This window comes from Burkholderia arboris (assembly GCF_038723655.1).
GTDB lineage: Bacteria > Pseudomonadota > Gammaproteobacteria > Burkholderiales > Burkholderiaceae > Burkholderia > Burkholderia arboris.
Map to the genome: position 1 here is coordinate 1,733,610 of NZ_CP109821.1, position 18,309 is coordinate 1,751,918.

The window sequence follows — 18,309 nt, forward strand, 5'->3', positions numbered from 1 at the left end:
GAGTCCCATCAGCCACCCCAACAAATTCAAGCAAAAAGCCCGGTTCATCGAACCGGGCTTTTTGCTTTCTGGCGCTCGGACGCAGGCACGGCGTAGTGGTTTTTCGTCAGGGCGTCTTTGACGAAGTTGTATGTGCGCATTCAACTCATCGAGCGCAGCGTAGTTTCGGCGTTGATCTTCAAAAGAGCGGCTTCGTAAAGCCGCTTGTCCGACAGCAACATCGGGCGAATGTGCGGGGACACCATATGCACGAAAGAATCGAATGCCATTTCGACGAATTCGATGGTTGCGAAATCATCGTCGAGTCCGTGCAGCCGGCACCCGGCAGCACGTGGATGGCGAACGTTCGGGTTCGCAAAGACGGAGTCGAATCGCCCAGACGATATGACTTCGACACCGAGTACGAGACCTCGGAAGAGGCGAAGCGGGCAGGCTTCGAAATTGGGCGCGCGATCGTGCGCGACATCAATCGATAGCCCCACTTCCTTGAACTCTGCAATGTGGATGGCGCGGAGGCAAAAGAAGGCCCGAGCCCGATTCGCGCCGCGTTTCCTTTTCGTTGCGCCAGCAACGTTCACACCCATTCGCCTGCGGCACTTCTTCTCCTGCCTAAGGTTTGCCCGCGCCGTGCCGTTATCTTCCCTGGACAGCCCTCGTGCCTCGAATGCTGATCCGTTTTCTTGCCTGCTCGCGTTTCGCGCGAGCAGGCTTTTTTCGTTTAGCGCGGCCCGTTGTTGCGTGATTGGCGGAATCGAGCAGGGACTTGGCACGAACCGACAAAGCGCAACGTGCTTACGTTGGTGTAATGTATTGCCTTCCTCGTGCCCTCATGCTTTGCAGGGCCGTTCGATCCCGATGACCGGAGAAGGTGTCGGGATTTTTTTTGCCTGTGCCTACTGCGCGTCGATTTCCCGGCAGCGAGCCACTGCGAAAGGTATGCCGCAAAGCACGGTATATTGTGCGACGAGACATGCCGAGCACCAGCACCAGCAGAAGGAGTTGCCACCGATGCCGGACACCCGGACCACGCTGCGCACCGCGACGCCTCGCGACGCGAGCCACATCGCTCGCCTGCACACGCTGAGCTGGCAAACCGCCTACAGCCATATCCTGCCGGCTGCCTATCTGTCCGACGAGGTGCCGACGGAACACGCGGTCCGGTGGCGCAAGTATCTCGATCGCAATGAGGACGAGTGGGGCCTCGTGCTGATCGCCGAATCGAATGGCGAACCCGTTGGCTTCGTCAGCGCGGAGCGTCCCGTCGATCCGGCGCTCGGTGTGCTGCTCGACTGCCTGCACGTCCATCCTTCGCATCACGGCAGCGGCACGGGCAAGCGCATGATCGAAGCCGTGCGCGCGTGGGCACGGTCGATCGGCGTGGACAAGGTCCACCTGCAAGTGCTTGACGGCAATGTCCGTGCGATCGGCTTCTACGAACACAACGGCTGGCAACTGGTCACCGTCGAAACGAGCCGCATCGGCCAGACGGAAGTCACCGACCGGATTTACGCGATACAGGCTTGAAGGGCTGCCGGCATCGGCGCGAGCGGCGGCGGCGAATGCACCCGCGCCCAGCCGCCATGCAGGGCGAAAGCCGAGCGCAATTGGCCGTTACTCGCCGCAATACCGCATCAGCAAATCGGCCTCGGTTTCGTGGATTTCGACGGGCAAGGTCGTCGCGCCGGCATAGGCGAGATAGCGCGCGCGATGCTGGCCGTTACGGAACGACGCAACGCCGATTTTCGACAGGCCGGGGATGCCGAGCAGCGTGCGCGCTCTCGTCTCGCGAAACGTGATGAATGGCATGTCCGGAATCCGATCCTGGTCCGGATCGAGGAATTCGCGAATGCCCGCGGCTTTTCCAGGGGCCCAGTATTGAACCGATGGCAGCACATAGTCCGTGGTATCGCGGTCGGCGCACGCCAGCAGCTTCTTCAGGTCGATCGTCACGACCCGGTGTCGCGAGTCGTCGGACGAGAATACCCGCTTGAGGTGCGTATAGGCATAGGGGGTATGGCCGGGAAGCTGGATGATCCAGACATCTACGCCGCTCTGTTGTGCGTGGGCGAGTGTCATTATTTCCTCTGGTGGCGCAAGCGGTCTCGGTGGTCCGAGTTTAGCAGTGCGATTAACGCTGCGGAGCAGGTCGATACCGGAAATAGGAAAGCGGAGCGACCTGCAGCGGAACCGGAAGCGCGGAACGGACGGATGCGGCCATGCGGTTGCAATCCATATCGACAGGCCACGCGGATATCGTGATACTGCCAGCGGGAATGACGCGTTGCGTGACATTCATGCAAGATTCACACTGTGCCGCGAAGTGCGTCAGGCGCCGGGCTTCATTAGAACCGAGAGGGCAGATTGAGCGGGGAAAGCGATGTCATCGAAATTTGAGATCGAATATCTCGATTACTGTTTCACCGCGGCGCTCGAAATCAGGGCGTCCGGCCGTACCGCCGTTGTCGACTGGCAGCTCGCATCCGATGCGCGAAGCAAGACGCTCGCGTGGCTCGTGTTCGACCGCTTTCTCGAACGAAATGATTTCGCCGACGAAGAGGATGCGCGTGCCAATATCGTCGACTGGCTGGAGCGGCTTGCCGATCCGAGGTCTGGTGCATCGGCCGAAATCGGGAAGGCGAGTGCGGTTGCTTCGGGGGCGCTGGCAACAGACTCGTCGACTGCCGATATCGTCGGCGAGACCGTCATTGAAATCGTTAGCGATCTCGACTGGATCGATATGGTTGCCGACTGGTTTTCCAGTGGTTTGTCTTAATGAAAAAGCGGGTTTTCATGACGAAAGTCATTGTATTCGCGAAATTCGGCACGAATGAATGAAGCTGGAATTGCATCGCTCAAAAAATAGAATAATCCTGCTTTGACAGTGCCGGTGACTTATCCGACACTGCGCGCGGGGCTGAAAAATCCACTCGAATTAAAACAACGCGTACTGCCGGAAATGAAATGAAAAGAAGGGCGCTGCCGACAGGCTGCACTGCGATGCCGGTCGTCGTCAGCGAAAGCGGCAAGACATGCGTCGCGCCCGAGCCATGACGTTCCCTGGCGGCACGCGAGCGGGCCGGTTGCCGTCACCTTGTCACCAAAGGGTGAGTTGCCGCACAGACCGTCGCGCGACCCGCGATCACAATCCGAACGGTTGACCGTTCTTCCCCGGCCCGGTCAACCGTTTCCCCGCTCGCTCGCGCAGGAGCGGGGGCTTTTTGCCCGCCCGACGCCGGAAGGCTGCGTCGGGGGAACCGGGCAGGCGTTCGGCAGGCTGCACAACGGTATTGATTGCGCGCCCGGGCATCCGATCGCCTGACCCGCACGAATCGCTTTCCTCGTGCCTGAGCGAACCCTCAGGCCCGTCGCCGGTTTCGGCCGGCGATGCCTTGATCCCGGCGGCGCGTAACAACGCTGCCGGGATGTTTTTTGCGCCGCATGCATGGGATCGTGCGGTGCGCAGCGGTCATGCCGATTCGTTCAACCAGCCTGTTCGACGCTGGTTTCCCATCCGTCGTAGTCCCCTCCGAGCGCGCGCACTTCGCGATTGATCGCGAGCGTATGGCGCGTGATGTCTGCCAGCGTCGTCGCGCCTTCGTGCGAAAACCGCACGGCCGACTTGCCGTCTTCGGTCGGTGCGACCGATTCGACCGGATAGCCTTTCGCTTCGGCCCAGTCCGCGAACTGGTGCGCGTCGCTCGGGTCCGGGAAGTACGCCCAGTGCATTACGCGCCGGCTCACGTCGCCGGCATCGCCTTGCTGGCGCAGCGCATCCAGCACGCGCATGTCGCGCATGATCTGCCAGTCGTCGTCGGTCGGGTAAAGGGTCTGCCAGTAGGTTGCCTTGTCCGGATCGTCCTGATGGGCGTACTGAAGCGCATAGGTCGTCTGGTCGGCCAGCGCGTCGACGATCTCCGCCGCGGCCTCTTCGTCGAACGGCACGTAGAAAAGAAAATCCCGGTTGCCGTCGACGGTGATGCGGCCGACCTGCACGCCGCCTTTCGCGGTGATCGCAGCATCGAGCAGATCCTCGATCTTCGCGAGATCGGCGAATTCGTCGCCGGTCGGCAGGCCTTCGGGCGACGGATGCGCGAAGGGCACGCGGACGCTGAGCAGCGACGTGCGCGGATCGCCTTCGGCGATTTCCGCAAAGCCGTGATTGAAGCTGATGAAGGCCTGATGGTCGCCCATTCTGGCAGGGAAGGTTCCCCAGGCGTCGCTCATGTGTTTCTCCCGTACACGATTGTCTGTTGACGGTTGCAAAGCGTCCCAATGTATCATCGAAAATCGCGTTGGCCGGAGCAGCGCGCATGATCGCGGGCCGTGCGGGTAAGGTCTGCGCGTTCCGGGCTGTCCGCGATTCGCCGCCCGTGTGCGGCGGACCGCGAAAAATTCAAGGGAGATGCCGATGTCGACGTTTGCAGTGAATGGTGTCCGAATCGATCCGCTCAGCGCGCGCGTGACGCACGTGCGCTGGGCGGCCGTGAATCCGGTCGATCGCTCGTGGGCGGCGGCGCCGAGCGAAGCGCCGGTGGCAGACGTGGCGCGCGCACTCGCGTCCGGCAACGATGTTCGCGCGATCTTCTCGGCATCGGACGCCACCGCGATCGGGCCCAGACTGAAACGCGTGCTGTATCGCGATGCGTCGGAAGGCATCGAGCTCGACATCGATGCAACGAGCGAGTCGCGCACGTTGCGCGATTTGCCGCAGATCTGACGGCGAGCCTGTACCCGACGCACATCGCGCCAACGCGCACGCAACCGTGCTCCGATCCGTCATCGGCCCGTCAGCATTCGCGCTGTGTCTGGCGCTTACCGCCTGCCAGGCCGCGTCCGAGCGGGCGCCCGTTCAACCGTCGCCCGAAACCGCGTCGGCAACCGTTCCTGCGTCGTCGCCGGCCGCGACGATTCGCGGCATCGGCCTGGCCCCTTCTCTGGCAGGGCAGAGTCACTGGGCCGTCGGTCAATGCACGAGCAACGGCACCGTCAAGGTATGTAATTGACCGGCGTCGGCGGAGCGGAGCCTGATCCGTGCAAGCGAGCGCGGTACTCTGCCATGGCGCCGCGTCGATGGGCCGATTGCCGTCAGTTCGGAAGGCAGGACGACGAGACTGACAGAACGGGCCGATGAGGCCCGCACTGCGCGCCGCGCACCGCGGCACTCAAGAAAACAAAAAAATCCAGGGTGCCATGTCGATTTCCGTCGGGGTCGTCCGTCGTAGCATCGGAGGCGTGCGCATCGCGCGTCCGTCCCGATTTTCGATACGACAACCGACTGAAGGAGCGACACCATGTCCACGTCCGTCAAGCCGATCCCGGAAGGGATGCGCACGCTGACACCGCATCTGATCTGTGCGGGCGCGGCCGCAGCCATCGATTTCTACAAGCGCGCATTCAATGCGAGCGAACTGTTTCGCCTCGCGATGCCCGACGGCAGGCTCGCCCACGCGTGCCTTGCGATTGGCGATTCGACACTGATGCTGGTGGATGAAATGCCCGAGCACGGCGCGCTCGGGCCGAAGGCGCTGAAGGGCACGTCGGTCTGCCTGCACCTGTACGTGCCGGACACCGATGCGGCGATCGCGAAGGCGGTCGCGGCCGGCGCGACGGTCACGATGCCGGCCGCCGACATGTTCTGGGGCGATCGGTACGGACAGGTCGAGGATCCGTTCGGGCATCGCTGGTCGCTCGCGACGCACCAGCGCGACCTGACACCCGAACAGATCGCGGCGGCAATGGCCAGCGCGCCGCCGTGCGGGAGCTGAACAGACGCGGTCACACAGTCGCGTAGCCGCGGTCGAGCGACTGCGCGGCGGCCCGGGCCGCCGCGCGCGCCCGGACCGATCACGGTCATGCGCCGGCTGTCTTGCCGCGCTGCTTGTCTTCGTACATCCGGCGATCGGCCGATGCCAGCAGGTCGGCGACGGTGTGATGGCGTGCGGGATCGTAGGCAACGTGCCCGACGCTGAACCGGATCGCGTAGCCGCGTGCGTCGGCTGCGTTGCGCAATGCGAGCGCCTGCGTCACGCGTTCGACCGGCTCGGCGACGTCGGCCGGATCGGCGGCGCTCAACAGCACGACGAACTCGTCGCCGCCGAGCCGTGCGATGACGTCGCTGTCGCGCAGCGCGCCCGTCAGCGTGTCGGCGAACGCCTTGAGCGCGCGGTCGCCTTCGGCATGGCCGAAGCGGTCGTTGATCGCCTTGAAATCGTTCAGGTCGAAGAACAGCAACACGGCGTGACGACCGAGGCGATCGCACAGGCTCAGCACGTGGCGGGCGAGGATCTCGAAGCCGCGCCGGTTCGTCAGTTGCGTGAGTTCGTCGGTGGTCGCGAAATGCAGCGCGGCGATTTCGCGCTCGGTCATGTGGGCGAGATCGCCGAGCAGCGCGAGCTCTTCGGGCTCGAGGGAGCGCGGCCGCGTGTCGATCAGGCACAGCGTGCCGATGGGCGCGCCGTTCGGCGCGGCGAGCGGCCGGCCGGCGTAGAAGCGGATGCCGGGCGTGCCGGTGACGAGCGGGTTATCGTGGAAGCGGTTGTCGTTCAGTGCGTCCTGAATCACCATCGTGTCGCCCGAGAGCAGGGCGTGAGCGCAGAACGACACGTCGCGCGACGTCTGCGCGGCGTCGAGACCTGCATGGCTCTTGAACCACTGGCGATTCTCGTCGACGAGGCTGACGAGGGCGATCGGTACGTCGAACAGCCTGCGTGCGAGACGCGTCAGGCGGTCGAAACGCTCTTCGGGCGGCGTGTCGAGGATCGACAGCGAATGAAGCGTATCGAGCCGGGCCGCCTCGTTGGCCGGTTTCGGTGCGATTTGCATGGGCCTGGCCTTGTCCCGGCTGCATCGCCGGTCACGGGATCGTATGTCGGACAGTATCGCGCATTTGTCGATGCCTCGCCACGTCGCGCGTCTCGCCGCGGTGTGGATCGGCTCTGTCGGGATCGGTGAAGATGCGGTGAGAAGCGGTGGTCATCGGTCCACGTTTCGTTCCGATGCGGAATCGGATGCGCGATACCTCAAGGTGGTCGTCGCCGTGCCGTAAATAGGGCGAGTCCAATCGTTCATCGCATCCCATCGCACCATGGTTCGAATTCTGTACGCGGGCTATCTCGCGTTTGCGCTGTATCTCATTTACCCGATGGTCCAGAGCGCGCTGGCATTCAGCACCGATTGCGTGAGCAACGTGCTGCCGGGAGGCGCTCACGGCCTGTCTGCGAACTCGGCAAGCGGCGCGGACGGGCACGCGAACCGCTGCGCGCCGTCGGCACATGCCGGCGCCGCGACCGGGCGGGCGCCTGACATCCATTAATGCAGCGACGTCGTGCGCGACGGGCAATCCGCGGTGCGGTGCGCTGGCCATTTGGCCGAATTGAACGCCGCGCCACGCTCGCCGATCATTTGCGACAGGGCGGATCGAATGCAGCCGGTCGGGCGCCGGTTGAGCGCGCGTGTCGTGCGTCAGTAGCTGGAGCGGTACGGCGTGCCCTGGTCGAAGCGGCTTTGCCAGTGCGTGAGATAGCGCGACGCGAGTTGCGGATTGTTCCAGACCACGACGACGTTCTCGGAGTTGCGGCTCGCGGCCGACGCGCTGTAGTTGAATGAACCCGTTTCGACGTGTTCGGCGTCGATCACGAGGTACTTGTCATGATGGATCGCATACGCGTCGATCGTGCGCGTCGGGATCCCCGCATTGACGAGCAGGTTCAGCGCCTGCTTGCTGCTCTTCGCGCGATTGCCCTTGTCGTCGACCACCACCGCGACATTGACGCCGCGTCGTTTGGCGTCAAGCAGCGCGCGCGTGACGGGTGGCGACGTGAACGAATAGGCGGCGACGCGGATCGAGCTGCGCGCAGCCCCGATCGCTTTCAGCACGAGCGCCTCGGCACCGCCGTCGGGCGAGAACGCCGATTCGACGACCTGGGTTGCGGGGGCTTCGTGAGTGGGGGCCGGCAGCCATCGCGACACGAGGTCGATCGCCTGCTGGAGCAGCGATTCACTTTGCGTCTTGCCGAAGGCGGCGAAGGGTGTGGCGAGCAGGGAAGCGGCGAGACAGGCAGCGGCGAGGCGATTGCGCGACAACATCGTGGACAGCGAACAATTTCGAGACAGCGGGCCGTGAGTGTAACGCACACGCAGTGGCCCGGTCACGCGCGGATGCGAAGCGATTGCTCGCGCGAGGATTGGCCGCAGTGGCGGGGGTGACGCAAAGTTGCGTTGTGCGGTCCGCGGGTGCGATCGGGGCGATCAACGGAGCATGTAGGCGAAGGTGAAGGCGGTGCGATTGCGTTTGCCGTTGCAGGGCATCGGCGTGCGATCAGTACGCGCGCAGTCGGGCGGACTCGACTCGAAACGGTCCGCAGTCGAAGCGCGCGCAACAGGCGATTCGGAGGCGTCGGCCGATCATCCGCATGTTGCACATCAATCCGTGACTGCGGGTGCCCCGGTTTCGCCGGTGGCGACCCACCCGGGGCCCGGCTCGGGTTGCACGTCGCGGGCGTCGAGCGGTTCGCCGCAGGCCGAGCATACGGTGACGGCGTGCATCAGCTGGCCGCAAGTCCGATGGCGCAATTGCACCGGCGGCCCCTGGCCGTCGTCCTTCCAGCGGTCGCCCCACGCCATCAGCGCGAGCAGGGCCGGGTAGAGGTCGAGGCCTTTTTCCGTCAGCCGGTATTCGAAGCGAGGCGGGCGGTCCTGATAGGCACGCTTGACCAGCACGCCTTCTTCGACGAGCCGTGCGAGCCGTTCGGCCAGCACGTGACGCGTCAGGCCGAGCTGGGTCTGGAACGCATCGAAGCGGCGGCAGCCGAGGAATGCGTTGCGGAGGATCAGCATGGTCCAGCGGTCGCCGAGCACGGCGAGCGTGCGCGCGACCGAACAGTTCAGCGTGCCGATGTCATCCCATTTCATCGTCGAGTCTCTTGCCTGTTGCGGCGGTCTTGCGGCGGTTCAGCGAAATAGCGGGTTCGATTATAGAACCCGCCTTCGGTCGCAACCGGCCAATCCGCGTTGACAACCACCGGTATCGTTGACAATAATGAGTTCCAATTTAGAACTTACTCGCGCGGCGACGCGCTTTCAACCCGGAGACAACCCGATGAATCCGCTTTCCCTGTCTGGCCTCGATCTGCTGCGCGCCGCCGTGTCGGGCGATGCGCCGCTGGCGTCGATTTCCGAGACGATTCCGATGCGTCCGCTCGACGTCGAGCTCGGTTATGTGAAGTTTTCGGCGCGGGCGGACGGCAGGCACTTGAATCCGCTGGGTGGCGTGCACGGCGGGTTCGCTGCGACGGTGCTCGATTCAGTCACGGGGTGCGCGGTGCATTCGATGCTCGACGCAGGCATCGGCTACGGCACCGTCGATCTGCACGTGAAGATGCTGCGGCCCGTGCCGCGCGACGTCGACCTGGTCGCGGAAGGGCGCGTGATTCACCTGTCGCGTTCGCTGGGCGTCGCGGAGGGCACGTTGAAGACGCCGGACGACAAGATCGTCGCGCACGCATCGGCGACCTGCTTCATCCAGCGGCCGCAGTAACGGCGGCAACGTCGCCGCGTGGGCTGGAGCGTGGCCGTCCGGGGCGGGGCCGAAGGCCGCCTGTAAGCGTTCGCGGCGCCTGTCTGAAGCGACCGCTTCAATGTGATAGCGTCTCTGCTTTCCACCGACGCGACAGGAACAGCATGGAATACCGCACACTCGGCGATTCGGGCATCGAGGTCAGTCTGATCGGTCTCGGTACGATGACGTGGGGCGAGCAGAATTCGGAGCGCGACGCGCACGAGCAGATCGACTACGCGATTGCGCAGGGCGTGACGCTGATCGATGCCGCGGAGATGTATCCGGTGCCGCCGAAGCCCGACACGCAGGGGCGAACCGAGCAATACATCGGGACCTGGCTCGCGCAGCATCGTGCACAGCGCGACCGCATCGTGCTCGCGACGAAGATCGCCGGGCCGGCGCGGCAGCCGCACAATCCGCGTCATATTCGCGGCGAAGGCAACCAGTTCGACCGCAAGAACCTGACCGAAGCGCTCGACGGCAGCCTCAAGCGCCTGCAGACCGACTACGTCGACCTCTACCAGCTGCATTGGCCCGATCGCAGCACGACCACGTTCGGCCGTCCCGCCTATCCGTGGGTCGACGACGCGTACACGGTGCCGATCGAGGAAACGCTCGGCGTGCTCGCGGAATTCGTGAAGGCCGGCAAGGTACGCGCGATCGGCGTGTCGAACGAAACGCCGTGGGGCGTCGCGCAGTTCCTGCGCGCGGCCGAGACGCTCGGGCTGCCGCGCATCGCGAGCATCCAGAATCCGTACAGCCTGCTGAACCGTACGTTCGAGAATGGATTGTCGGAGTTCACGCATCGTGACGGCGTCGGCCTGCTCGCGTATTCGCCGCTCGCGTTCGGCTGGCTGTCCGGCAAGTACGAGAGCGGTGCGCGTCCGGCCGGTGCGCGCATCACGCTGTTCGAGCGTTTCCAGCGCTACAGCAAGCCGCAGGCCGTGGACGCGACGTCGCGTTACGTCGCACTCGCGCAGCGTCACGGGCTGTCGCCTGCGCAACTCGCGCTCGCGTTCGTCAACAGCCGGCCGTTCGTGCGCAGCAACCTGATCGGCGCAACGTCGCTCGAGCAGTTGAAGGAAAACATCGGCAGCATCGACGTGAAGCTGTCCGACGAGATCCTCGCGGAGATCGACGTGCTGCACGAACGTCAGCCGAACCCGGCGCCGTAAGCGGCGCACGGCCCGCGCGGCAGCGATGCCGCGACGGGCCGCACCGGCGGCGCATCGCTGCGCCGTCGCTTCAGGTGTTATCGCATCTTGAGCCGCGTGCGCGCGACCAGCAGCGCGACGAGGCTCAGCACCGCACACCCCATTAGATAGAGCGCCGGCGACAGCCGGTTGCCGGTCGTGCTGATCAGCCAGGTGATGACGAACGGCGCAAAGCCGCCGAACAGCGTGACGCCCGTGTTGTAGCTGACCGCGAGCCCCGTTGCGCGCGTCTGCGACGGGAACAGCTCGGCCATCAGCGCCGGCAGCGCACCGCAGTACATCGCCTTCAGCACGCCGATCCAGACCAGTGCGGCGAGCATCGTCGCGAACGACGCGTGGCGTGTCAGCCACGCGAACGTCGGCCACACGGTGACGAGCATCAGCAGTGCCGCGACCGCCATCATGCGGATGCGTCCGGTGCTGTCGGACAGGTGGCCGACGATCGGCGTGACGAGCGTCAGCACGAAGCCGGTCGCAAGCGTCGCGGCGAAGCCCGTCGACGCAGGCAGTCCGAGCTGCTTGATCGCGTAAGTCGGCATGTACAGGATCATGTAGTTGATCGCGGTCGAGATCACGAGCGCGCCGATCGACAGCAGCACCCGCACCTTCTGTTCCGCGAACAGCTCGCGCACCGGTGCTTCGGAGCGCGCCTGCGTCTTGAACTCGACGCCTTCGTCGACGTAGCGGCGGATATACAGCCCGACCGGACCGATCGCGAGACCGAACAGGAACGGCACGCGCCAGCCCCAGCTTTCGAGTTGCGCGGGTGTCAGCGTGGCCGTCAGCAGCGCGCCGAAGCCCGATGCGAGCAGCGTCGCGAGGCCCTGGCTCGCGAACTGCCAGCTCGACATGAAGCCGCGTCGCTGCGGTGCGTGTTCGACGAGGAACGCAGTCGAGCTCGCGAATTCGCCGCCGGCGGAAAAGCCCTGCATCAGCCGCGACAGCATGATCCCGAGCGGCGCGAGAATGCCGATCGATGCGTAGGTTGGCATCAGCGCGATCAGCAGCGTGCCGACCATCATCATCGCGATCGACAGCAGCAGCGATGCCTTGCGGCCCGCGCGGTCCGCGTACGCGCCGAGCACGAAGCCGCCGATCGGCCGGATCAGGTAGGACAGCCCGAACGTGCCGAGCGTCAGCATCAGCGACGTCGCTTCGCTCGTCGCGGGGAAGAACAGCTTGGCGATCGTCACCGCGAAGAAGCCGTAGACGATCAGGTCGAACCATTCGAGCGCATTGCCGATCGACGCCGCGAAGATGAGGCGCCGGATCTTCGCGGCGCTGGGACGCGCGGCGTCCTGCGAGGTCAGGGTGGTCGTGTTCATCGTATGTGCAGGTCCCGTAAAAGGGGCGAAGCGCGTTACAGGGCGGCGCCGGCCGCGGCGGGTGCCGCGCGGCGAACGGGCGGCGCGTCGTCGCCGAGATCCCAGAAGAGGCCGGCCATCATCTGCAGCCCCTCGCTGACGACGCTCGCGAGCAGGTGCTCGTCGGGCGCGTGCTGCGAGCACGCCGGGTACGAGTGCGGCACCCACAGCGTCGGCAACCCGAGCGTGTCGGCGAACACCTCGTTTGGCAGCGTGCCGCCGAGATTCGGCAGGATCGCGGGCTTCTTGCCGGTGGTGCGCGCCAGCGACGCAACGGCCCAGCGGACCCACGGATCGTCCGGCGGCACGCGCGTTGCCGGGGCGCCGCGTTCGACGTCGATCTCGATGTCGGCGAAACCGTGCGCATCGAGGTGCGCGCGCAGATGTGCGGGCAGCGCTTCCCAGTCGGTGCCGACAACGAAGCGCAACTGGCAGTGCGCATGCGCGACGGGCGGGATCGCATTGACGGGGTGCTCGGGATTGCCGGCCTTGAACGCGAGGATTTCGAACGTGTTCCAGCCGAACACGCGCTCGGCCGCGGACAGGCCGGGCTCTCCCCAATCGGCGTCGAGCGCCGGATCGCCGGGACCGCCGCCGACGACAAGATCGGCGAGCGCGTCGCGCACGGCGGCCGGGATCGGCGGCGGGCGCAGCCCCTCGACGCGAATGGTGCCGCGCGCGTCGACGAGGCTCGCAAGCGCATGCGCGAGCACGATCGCCGGATTGCGCAGCAGTCCGCCCCAGTTGCCGGAGTGATGCGCGCCGTCGCGGGCGCGCAGGCTCAGCTTGAAATTGACCGATCCGCGCGAGCCGAGGAACACGGTCGGGCGTGCGGCGGCGATGCGTGGGCCGTCGGACGCGATCAGCACGTCGGCCGCGAGCGCGTCGCGTTCCTGGCGGCACAGCGCGTCCAGGCCCGGCGACCCGGTTTCCTCGCCCATCTCGATCAGCAGCTTCGCGTTGAAGCCGAGCCGGCCGGCGCGCGCGTCGAGCACGCTGGCGAGCGCGGCCAGGTTGATCGTGTGCTGGCCCTTGTTGTCGGCGCTGCCGCGGCCGTACCAGCGGTCGCCGTCGGCCGTCAGCGTCCACGGCGACAGCGGTGCGCGCCACTGCGCATCGTAGCCGCGCACGACGTCGCCGTGGCCGTAGATCAGCACGGTCGGCAGTGCGTCGTCTTCATGGCGCGACGCGAGCAGGAACGGGCCGCCGCCGTCGACGGGATTGTCGACGATTCGCGACGTGAAGCCGAGGCGGGCCGCCTCGGGCGCGATCTCGTCGGTCAGATAGGCGCGCAGCGCGGCTTCGTTGCCGCTGTCCTGGCTTTCGGTGCGCAGGCCGACGCGGCGGCTCAGGGTCGTGAAGAACGCACCGGATTCGAACTGGTTCAGCGCGTGCTGGATGGCGGCGGTACGGCTCAAGTCGTGTCTCCTCTGACGGGGGGCGCTCCGCGCGCGGATCGCGCACGCAACGTGAAGTGCGATCGATTCTAGAAAGCCGTTTTTTTTGTCACAATGATCGAATTTCGAACCTTTCTTTGCCGAAAAGGCAAAGCAGAGCGGCCGGATGTGGCCCGGGGACAGAACGATGGCGGCTTTCCTGCATGGTCTGGCGTTGCGGTATTTCGTCGAAGTGGCGCGCACCGGCTCGATCAGCGACGCGTCCGCGCGGCTGCACGTGGCCGTGTCGGCGATCAGCCGGCAGATCGCGAAGCTGGAAAGCGAACTCGGTGCGCCGCTGTTCGAGCGCCGGCCGCGCGGCATGGCGCTGTCGGAGGCCGGCGAGCGGCTGCTGGCGTTCGCGCAGCGCAGCCTGCTGGAAGCCGAGCACGTGATGAAGGACATCGGCGGGCTCGACGCGCTGCACGGCAGCCTGCTGAAAATCGCCTGCTCCGAAGGGTTCGCGATCGATTTTCTGCCCGGGGCGCTCGCGTGCTTCAAGGCGCGCCATCCGGGCGTCGATTTCACCGTGTGGGTGGTGTCGCCGGCGGAAGCGACGCGGCGCGTGCGCGACGGCGATGCGGACATCGCGTTGACCTTCAGTCTCGCGCCGGAGAAGGGGGTACGCGTCGAGCACACCGAGCGTGCGCCGGTCTTCGCGCTGGTGCGGCACGATCATCCGCTCGCGGCGTGCGACGCGGTTTCGCTCGCCGATGTCGCACGGCACGCGCATGTGCTGCCCGAGGCCGGCACGACGGTGCGCCAGCTGATCGACATTGCATGCGCACTCGACGGGCTGCTGCTCGAGCCCGAACTGACGAGCAACAACACCGCGGCGATGTACGGCTACGCACGGCGCACGGGCGCGGTGATGTTCACGGGGCTGCTGTCGGTGCGCGACCGTTTCGATGCGGACGGCTTCGTCGTCGTGCCCGTGACGAACCCGCAACTGCGCGAGCGCAGCATCCAGGTGCAGACGATGGCGGGGCGCGATCTGCCCGCGTCGGTACGCGCGTTCCGCGATCACCTGATCGACGCGATGCAGGTCGCATCGGTGCCGCCGACTGCCGTGCGCGGCCCGAGACGCCCGCCCGTGAGATAATCGTCAATCCGCCTTCCGTGTCCATGCGGCTCATCGAGCCGCATCGCCCCTGTTCGACGCCAAATTGAAGAACCTGATTGTCACCCTCGATCGCGCCGGCGAGTTCGACGAGATCATCGACGTGCGCACGCCGCTCGAGTTCGCCGAGGACCATATTCCCGGCGCGCTGAACGCGCCCGTGCTCAGCAACGAAGAGCGCGTGCTCGTCGGCACGATGTACCGCCAGGTGTCGCCGTACGAGGCGACGCGCGTCGGCGCGGCGATCGTCGCGCGCAACATCGCCCGCCATCTCGACACGACGTTCGCCGACCGGCCACGCAACTGGCGGCCGCTGATCTACTGCTGGCGCGGCGGCAAACGCTCGGGCTCGATGACGACCTGGTTCAACCTGATCGGCTGGAAGGCGCGCCAGCTCGACGGCGGCTACAAGGCGTACCGCCAGTCGGTGTGCGCGACGCTCGATTCGCTGCCGACGCGCTTTCGCTACGTCGCGCTGGTCGGCCATACGGGCTGCGGCAAGACGCGCCTGCTGAACGCGCTGCACGACGTGGGTGCGCAGACGCTCGATCTCGAGGCGCTCGCATGCCATCGCGGCTCGCTGCTCGGTGCGCTGCCGGGCAAGCCGCAGCCGGCGCAGAAGGGGTTCGATTCCGGGCTCGTCGAAACGCTTGGACGTTTCGACCCCGAATGGCCGGTGTTCGTCGAATCGGAAAGCCGCAGGATCGGGCTCGTGCAGTTGCCGATCGCGCTGATCGAAGCGTTTCACGCGGGGCCGTGGGTGCATGTCGACGCGGCGCACGACGAGCGGATCGCGTTTCTTCTCGATGATTACGCGCACCTGTTCGACGAACCGGACGCGTTCAAGGCGCAGCTCCATCGGCTGATCGGCCTGCATAGCCGCGAACAGGTGACACACTGGAAGGCGCTGATCGATGCGAACGCGCGCGCCGAACTGTTCTCCGAGCTGATCGACAAGCATTACGATCCCGCCTACGCGCGGACCTATCGCGCGGCCTATAACAAGCCGAACCGGGCGCTGACGTTCACGTTCCGGCCCAACGCGGCCGACGTGCGCGACCAGGCGCGCGCACTGCTGGCCGAACTCGCGCAAACCGGGTTGCCCGCATCGGCCGCGCTTGCCGCAGGCGCGAAATCCGCAACCGACACAGACCAATCGACGACCACACGATGACGACCACACGCACCCAACCCAGTCCGGCCCTCGGCTGGATGACCTTCCTGTTGATCGCGGTCGCGGGACTGTTCTATGTGAAATGGTTTCCGTACTACAACAAGGCGTTCGTCGCCGCCGAGCACCATTCGATCGGCCAGTCGATCCTGATGGGCACGTCGGCGACCGCCCCCGAGCCGTCGCTGAAGGCTGCGCTCGATTACGCATGGGCGTACGGCAAGGCGATCTGGCAGGCGATGGTGCTCGGCCTGCTGCTCGGCTCGGCCGTGCAGGCGCTGTTGCCCGCACACTGGGTCGCGCGTGCGCTCGGCCGTACCGGGTTCGGCAGCGTCGCCGCGGGCGGCCTGCTGTCGCTGCCCGGAATGATGTGCACGTGCTGCGCGGCGCCGGTCGTCGCGGGCCTGCGTGCGCGCCATGCGTCGCCGGGCGGTGCGGTCGCGTTTTGGCTCGGCAACACGGTGCTGAATCCGGCCGCGCTGGTGTTCATGGGCTTCGTGCTCGGCTGGCACTGGAGTGCGTTGCGCCTCGTGCTCGGCATCGCGATGGTGTTCGGGATCGGCTATCTGCTGAACCGCATTGCGCGTCCTGAAGACCGCAGCATCGACGACGCGCAGCTCGCCGCGCTGGCGGCCGAGCAGGCCGCGGCCGGCAATCCGTTCGTCCGCTGGGTGAAGCTGCTCGCGCGCATGGCCGTGCGGCTCGTGCCCGAATACATCGTGCTGGTGCTGCTGCTCGGCGCGGCGCGTGCATGGCTGTTCCCGCATATCGGTCCGGACATCGGCAATCATCTCGGCTGGATCGTCGCATTCGCGGTCGCGGGCATGCTGTTCGTGATTCCGACGGCCGGCGAGGTGCCGATCATCCAGGCGATGCTGTCGCTCGGCATGGGCGTTGGCCCGGCCGCCGCGCTGCTGATGACGCTGCCGCCGATCAGCGTGCCGTCGCTCGCGATGCTCGCGCGTTCGTTCAAGCCTTACATGCTGGCGATCGTTGCGACGCTCGTCGTCGTGTTCGGGATCGTGAGCGGCCTGCTCGCGATCGCGTTCGGGTTCTGACGCGCGCCGGCCCGGTTCGATAGCCGTATCCATATTCATCCGGCGCCGCCGCTTTACGCGTGCGGCGCCCTTTACAAGTAGCAAACAGGAAAACGCATGACCCAACCGAAGATTCATCCTCGACTCGAAAAGGCGCTGACGCGCGGCGATCTCGCGATCCGCCAGGCCAATTCCGCGCGGGCGACTGCCGTGCTGAACGCACTCGGCACGATGATCATCGAGGCCTCCGCAACGATCGGTGTCGATGCCAGCATCGAAATCCCGCAGGGCGACCGCATTTACGATCCCGTCAACGGCCTGTGGCCGCAGAAGATGCTGGTGTCGTTCGACGGCCCGGTGGACGAGGCCGAAAAGGAAGAGCTGCGCTCGGTCTATCTGGTGGCCGACGATCCGGGTACGCAGTTCCGCGTCGAATGGCATCGCGCGGACGGCAAGCTCGGTCGCCAGGAAGGCGGCCCGCTCGCGACCGTCGCGTTCCTGACCGACGTCGAGATCCCGTGGAGCGACGACGACGAGTAACGTCGTCGCAGGAGCCGGCGCCCGGTGCGCCGGCCGTCAGCGCATCATCCGCCGCCGGAACAGCCACGCGGACAGCAGGAATCCGCCGACCGCGTAGCCGGCGAGCACCGCGACGTGCAGCGCGATGTCGGTCGCCGGCCGGCCGAGCATCGCGGGCCGGATCAACTCGACCGCGTTCGCAAGCGGCAGCGCTTGCGCCGCGTGCTGCGCGACCGGCGGCAGCTGCGTGATCGGGAAGAACACGCCCGACAACAGCAGCATCGGCGTCAGCACGAGCGTCTGATAAAACATGAAGAAATCGTAGGACGGCGCAAGCGCCGTGACGATCATCGCGATGCTGGCGAACGCGAGGCCCGCGAGCGCGATCACGGGCAGCGCCACGAGCATCGACGGAAACTGCGCATAGCCGAGCGCACCCGCGACCAGCATGATCGCGACCCCCGACAGCATCGCCTTGCTGGCGCCCCAGACGATCTCGCCGAGCACGATGTCGCCGAGCGCGAGCGGCGTATGCATGATCGCTTCCCATGTGCGCTGCACGTGCATCCGCGAGAAACCCGAATACATCGACTCGAAGCTCGCGGACATCATCACGCTCGACCCGACCGTGCCGGCCGCGAGGAACGCGATATACGACACGCCGTCGACCTGGCCGAGCATCAGCCCGAGCCCGAAGCCCAGCCCGAACAGATAGATCATCGGATCAGCAAGATTGCCGAACATCGACGCAAGCGCGAGCTTGCGCCAGACGAGATAGTTGCGCCGCCAGACGGCGATCCAGTTGATTGCGTTCGCGGGCATCGCGATCGCGAAGCGTGACGCGCGCGGCGGCGCGGACGGTGTGGCGGCGGAATAGTTGCGCACGTCCATG

At 65.9% G+C, this 18,309-nt stretch carries 22 protein-coding genes; 14 read left to right on the forward strand and 8 right to left on the reverse strand.

The genetic code is table 11. The features are described from left to right. Positions 1 to 245 precede the first annotated feature (245 nt). Both OHZ10_RS08250 and OHZ10_RS08255 read left to right on the forward strand, forming a co-directional pair. On the forward strand, positions 246 to 476 hold the full coding sequence (locus OHZ10_RS08250; RefSeq protein WP_059234434.1) for a DUF6566 family protein: 231 nt from the start codon (positions 246 to 248) through the stop codon (positions 474 to 476). Between the two features lie 532 nt (positions 477 to 1,008). Then, on the forward strand, positions 1,009 to 1,524 hold the full coding sequence (locus tag OHZ10_RS08255) for a GNAT family N-acetyltransferase (protein ID WP_059234432.1): 516 nt from the start codon (positions 1,009 to 1,011) through the stop codon (positions 1,522 to 1,524). Positions 1,525 to 1,611: 87 nt separating this feature from the next. On the opposite strand, the gene OHZ10_RS08260 is transcribed toward OHZ10_RS08255, so the two are convergent. Then, entirely contained in the window at positions 1,612 to 2,076 is a 465-nt protein-coding gene (locus tag OHZ10_RS08260) for a plasmid fertility inhibition factor family protein (RefSeq protein WP_059234430.1), read from the reverse strand. 301 nt (positions 2,077 to 2,377) lie between these two features. Between OHZ10_RS08260 and OHZ10_RS08265 the strand changes: the two genes are divergently transcribed. After that, positions 2,378 to 2,773 (forward strand): hypothetical protein, encoded by a 396-nt coding sequence (locus OHZ10_RS08265; RefSeq protein WP_059234429.1) that lies wholly within the window; start codon positions 2,378 to 2,380, stop codon positions 2,771 to 2,773. Positions 2,774 to 3,480: 707 nt separating this feature from the next. Here OHZ10_RS08265 and OHZ10_RS08270 read toward each other — a convergent pair. Then, positions 3,481 to 4,224 (reverse strand): DUF695 domain-containing protein, encoded by a 744-nt coding sequence (locus OHZ10_RS08270; protein ID WP_342704303.1) that lies wholly within the window; start codon positions 4,222 to 4,224, stop codon positions 3,481 to 3,483. 184 nt (positions 4,225 to 4,408) lie between these two features. Between OHZ10_RS08270 and OHZ10_RS08275 the strand changes: the two genes are divergently transcribed. The 3 genes from OHZ10_RS08275 (at position 4,409) to OHZ10_RS08285 (ending at position 5,765) form a co-directional block, all read left to right on the forward strand. Beyond that, positions 4,409 to 4,717, forward strand: coding sequence for a phosphatidylserine/phosphatidylglycerophosphate/cardiolipin synthase (locus OHZ10_RS08275; RefSeq protein ID WP_059236776.1), 309 nt, complete (start codon positions 4,409 to 4,411; stop codon positions 4,715 to 4,717). Between the two features lie 46 nt (positions 4,718 to 4,763). After that, the gene (locus OHZ10_RS08280; protein WP_081051840.1) at positions 4,764 to 5,003 is read left to right on the forward strand and encodes a hypothetical protein; all 240 of its coding nucleotides are present in this window, start codon (positions 4,764 to 4,766) and stop codon (positions 5,001 to 5,003) included. Positions 5,004 to 5,291: 288 nt separating this feature from the next. Beyond that, positions 5,292 to 5,765 (forward strand): VOC family protein, encoded by a 474-nt coding sequence (locus OHZ10_RS08285; RefSeq protein ID WP_059234425.1) that lies wholly within the window; start codon positions 5,292 to 5,294, stop codon positions 5,763 to 5,765. An 85-nt stretch (positions 5,766 to 5,850) separates the two neighbouring features. Here the strand turns inward: OHZ10_RS08285 and OHZ10_RS08290 are convergent, their stop codons facing one another. After that, positions 5,851 to 6,822, reverse strand: coding sequence for a sensor domain-containing diguanylate cyclase (locus OHZ10_RS08290; protein ID WP_340624086.1), 972 nt, complete (start codon positions 6,820 to 6,822; stop codon positions 5,851 to 5,853). A 43-nt stretch (positions 6,823 to 6,865) separates the two neighbouring features. Between OHZ10_RS08290 and OHZ10_RS08295 the strand changes: the two genes are divergently transcribed. After that, positions 6,866 to 7,045, forward strand: a complete 180-nt coding sequence (locus tag OHZ10_RS08295) for a hypothetical protein (protein WP_059234421.1) — start codon at positions 6,866 to 6,868, stop codon at positions 7,043 to 7,045. A gap of 39 nt (positions 7,046 to 7,084) precedes the next feature. Beyond that, on the forward strand, positions 7,085 to 7,312 hold the full coding sequence (locus tag OHZ10_RS08300; protein WP_059234419.1) for a hypothetical protein: 228 nt from the start codon (positions 7,085 to 7,087) through the stop codon (positions 7,310 to 7,312). Positions 7,313 to 7,461: 149 nt separating this feature from the next. Here OHZ10_RS08300 and OHZ10_RS08305 read toward each other — a convergent pair whose 3' ends face one another. Together OHZ10_RS08305 and OHZ10_RS08310 are read right to left on the reverse strand one after the other, a co-directional pair. Continuing rightward, positions 7,462 to 8,085 carry a phospholipase D family protein gene (locus OHZ10_RS08305; RefSeq protein WP_174991448.1) on the reverse strand — a complete coding sequence of 208 codons (624 nt, stop codon included), beginning with the start codon at positions 8,083 to 8,085 and terminating at the stop codon, positions 7,462 to 7,464. Positions 8,086 to 8,421: 336 nt separating this feature from the next. Beyond that, the gene (locus OHZ10_RS08310) at positions 8,422 to 8,910 is read right to left on the reverse strand and encodes a winged helix-turn-helix transcriptional regulator (RefSeq protein ID WP_059234416.1); all 489 of its coding nucleotides are present in this window, start codon (positions 8,908 to 8,910) and stop codon (positions 8,422 to 8,424) included. Between the two features lie 187 nt (positions 8,911 to 9,097). Here OHZ10_RS08310 and OHZ10_RS08315 point away from each other — a divergent pair, with 187 nt between their 5' ends. Next, complete coding sequence (locus OHZ10_RS08315; RefSeq protein ID WP_059234414.1) at positions 9,098 to 9,535, forward strand: PaaI family thioesterase; 438 nt, start codon at positions 9,098 to 9,100, stop codon at positions 9,533 to 9,535. A gap of 143 nt (positions 9,536 to 9,678) precedes the next feature. Continuing rightward, complete coding sequence (locus OHZ10_RS08320) at positions 9,679 to 10,731, forward strand: NADP(H)-dependent aldo-keto reductase (protein WP_256086018.1); 1,053 nt, start codon at positions 9,679 to 9,681, stop codon at positions 10,729 to 10,731. A gap of 77 nt (positions 10,732 to 10,808) precedes the next feature. Here the strand turns inward: OHZ10_RS08320 and OHZ10_RS08325 are convergent, their stop codons facing one another. Both OHZ10_RS08325 and OHZ10_RS08330 read right to left on the reverse strand, forming a co-directional pair. Beyond that, complete coding sequence (locus OHZ10_RS08325; protein ID WP_059234410.1) at positions 10,809 to 12,095, reverse strand: MFS transporter; 1,287 nt, start codon at positions 12,093 to 12,095, stop codon at positions 10,809 to 10,811. A 35-nt stretch (positions 12,096 to 12,130) separates the two neighbouring features. Further along, positions 12,131 to 13,552: a M20 family metallopeptidase gene (locus OHZ10_RS08330; protein ID WP_342704307.1), complete on the reverse strand. Its 1,422-nt coding sequence runs from the start codon at positions 13,550 to 13,552 to the stop codon at positions 12,131 to 12,133. Positions 13,553 to 13,718: 166 nt separating this feature from the next. Between OHZ10_RS08330 and OHZ10_RS08335 the strand changes: the two genes are divergently transcribed. From OHZ10_RS08335 to OHZ10_RS08350, 4 genes are all read left to right on the forward strand, one after another. Then, positions 13,719 to 14,672: a LysR family transcriptional regulator gene (locus OHZ10_RS08335; RefSeq protein WP_059234407.1), complete on the forward strand. Its 954-nt coding sequence runs from the start codon at positions 13,719 to 13,721 to the stop codon at positions 14,670 to 14,672. A 64-nt stretch (positions 14,673 to 14,736) separates the two neighbouring features. Continuing rightward, the gene (mnmH, locus tag OHZ10_RS08340; protein ID WP_342704309.1) at positions 14,737 to 15,864 is read left to right on the forward strand and encodes a tRNA 2-selenouridine(34) synthase MnmH; all 1,128 of its coding nucleotides are present in this window, start codon (positions 14,737 to 14,739) and stop codon (positions 15,862 to 15,864) included. Further along, complete coding sequence (locus OHZ10_RS08345) at positions 15,861 to 16,919, forward strand: permease (RefSeq protein ID WP_342704311.1); 1,059 nt, start codon at positions 15,861 to 15,863, stop codon at positions 16,917 to 16,919. The genes mnmH and OHZ10_RS08345 overlap by 4 nt, the downstream gene beginning before the upstream one ends. A 96-nt stretch (positions 16,920 to 17,015) precedes the next feature. After that, the gene (locus tag OHZ10_RS08350) at positions 17,016 to 17,438 is read left to right on the forward strand and encodes a hypothetical protein (RefSeq protein ID WP_059234401.1); all 423 of its coding nucleotides are present in this window, start codon (positions 17,016 to 17,018) and stop codon (positions 17,436 to 17,438) included. 36 nt (positions 17,439 to 17,474) lie between these two features. Here the strand turns inward: OHZ10_RS08350 and OHZ10_RS08355 are convergent, their stop codons facing one another. Further along, entirely contained in the window at positions 17,475 to 18,308 is an 834-nt protein-coding gene (locus OHZ10_RS08355) for an ABC transporter permease (RefSeq protein ID WP_174991453.1), read from the reverse strand. Position 18,309 lies beyond the last annotated feature (1 nt).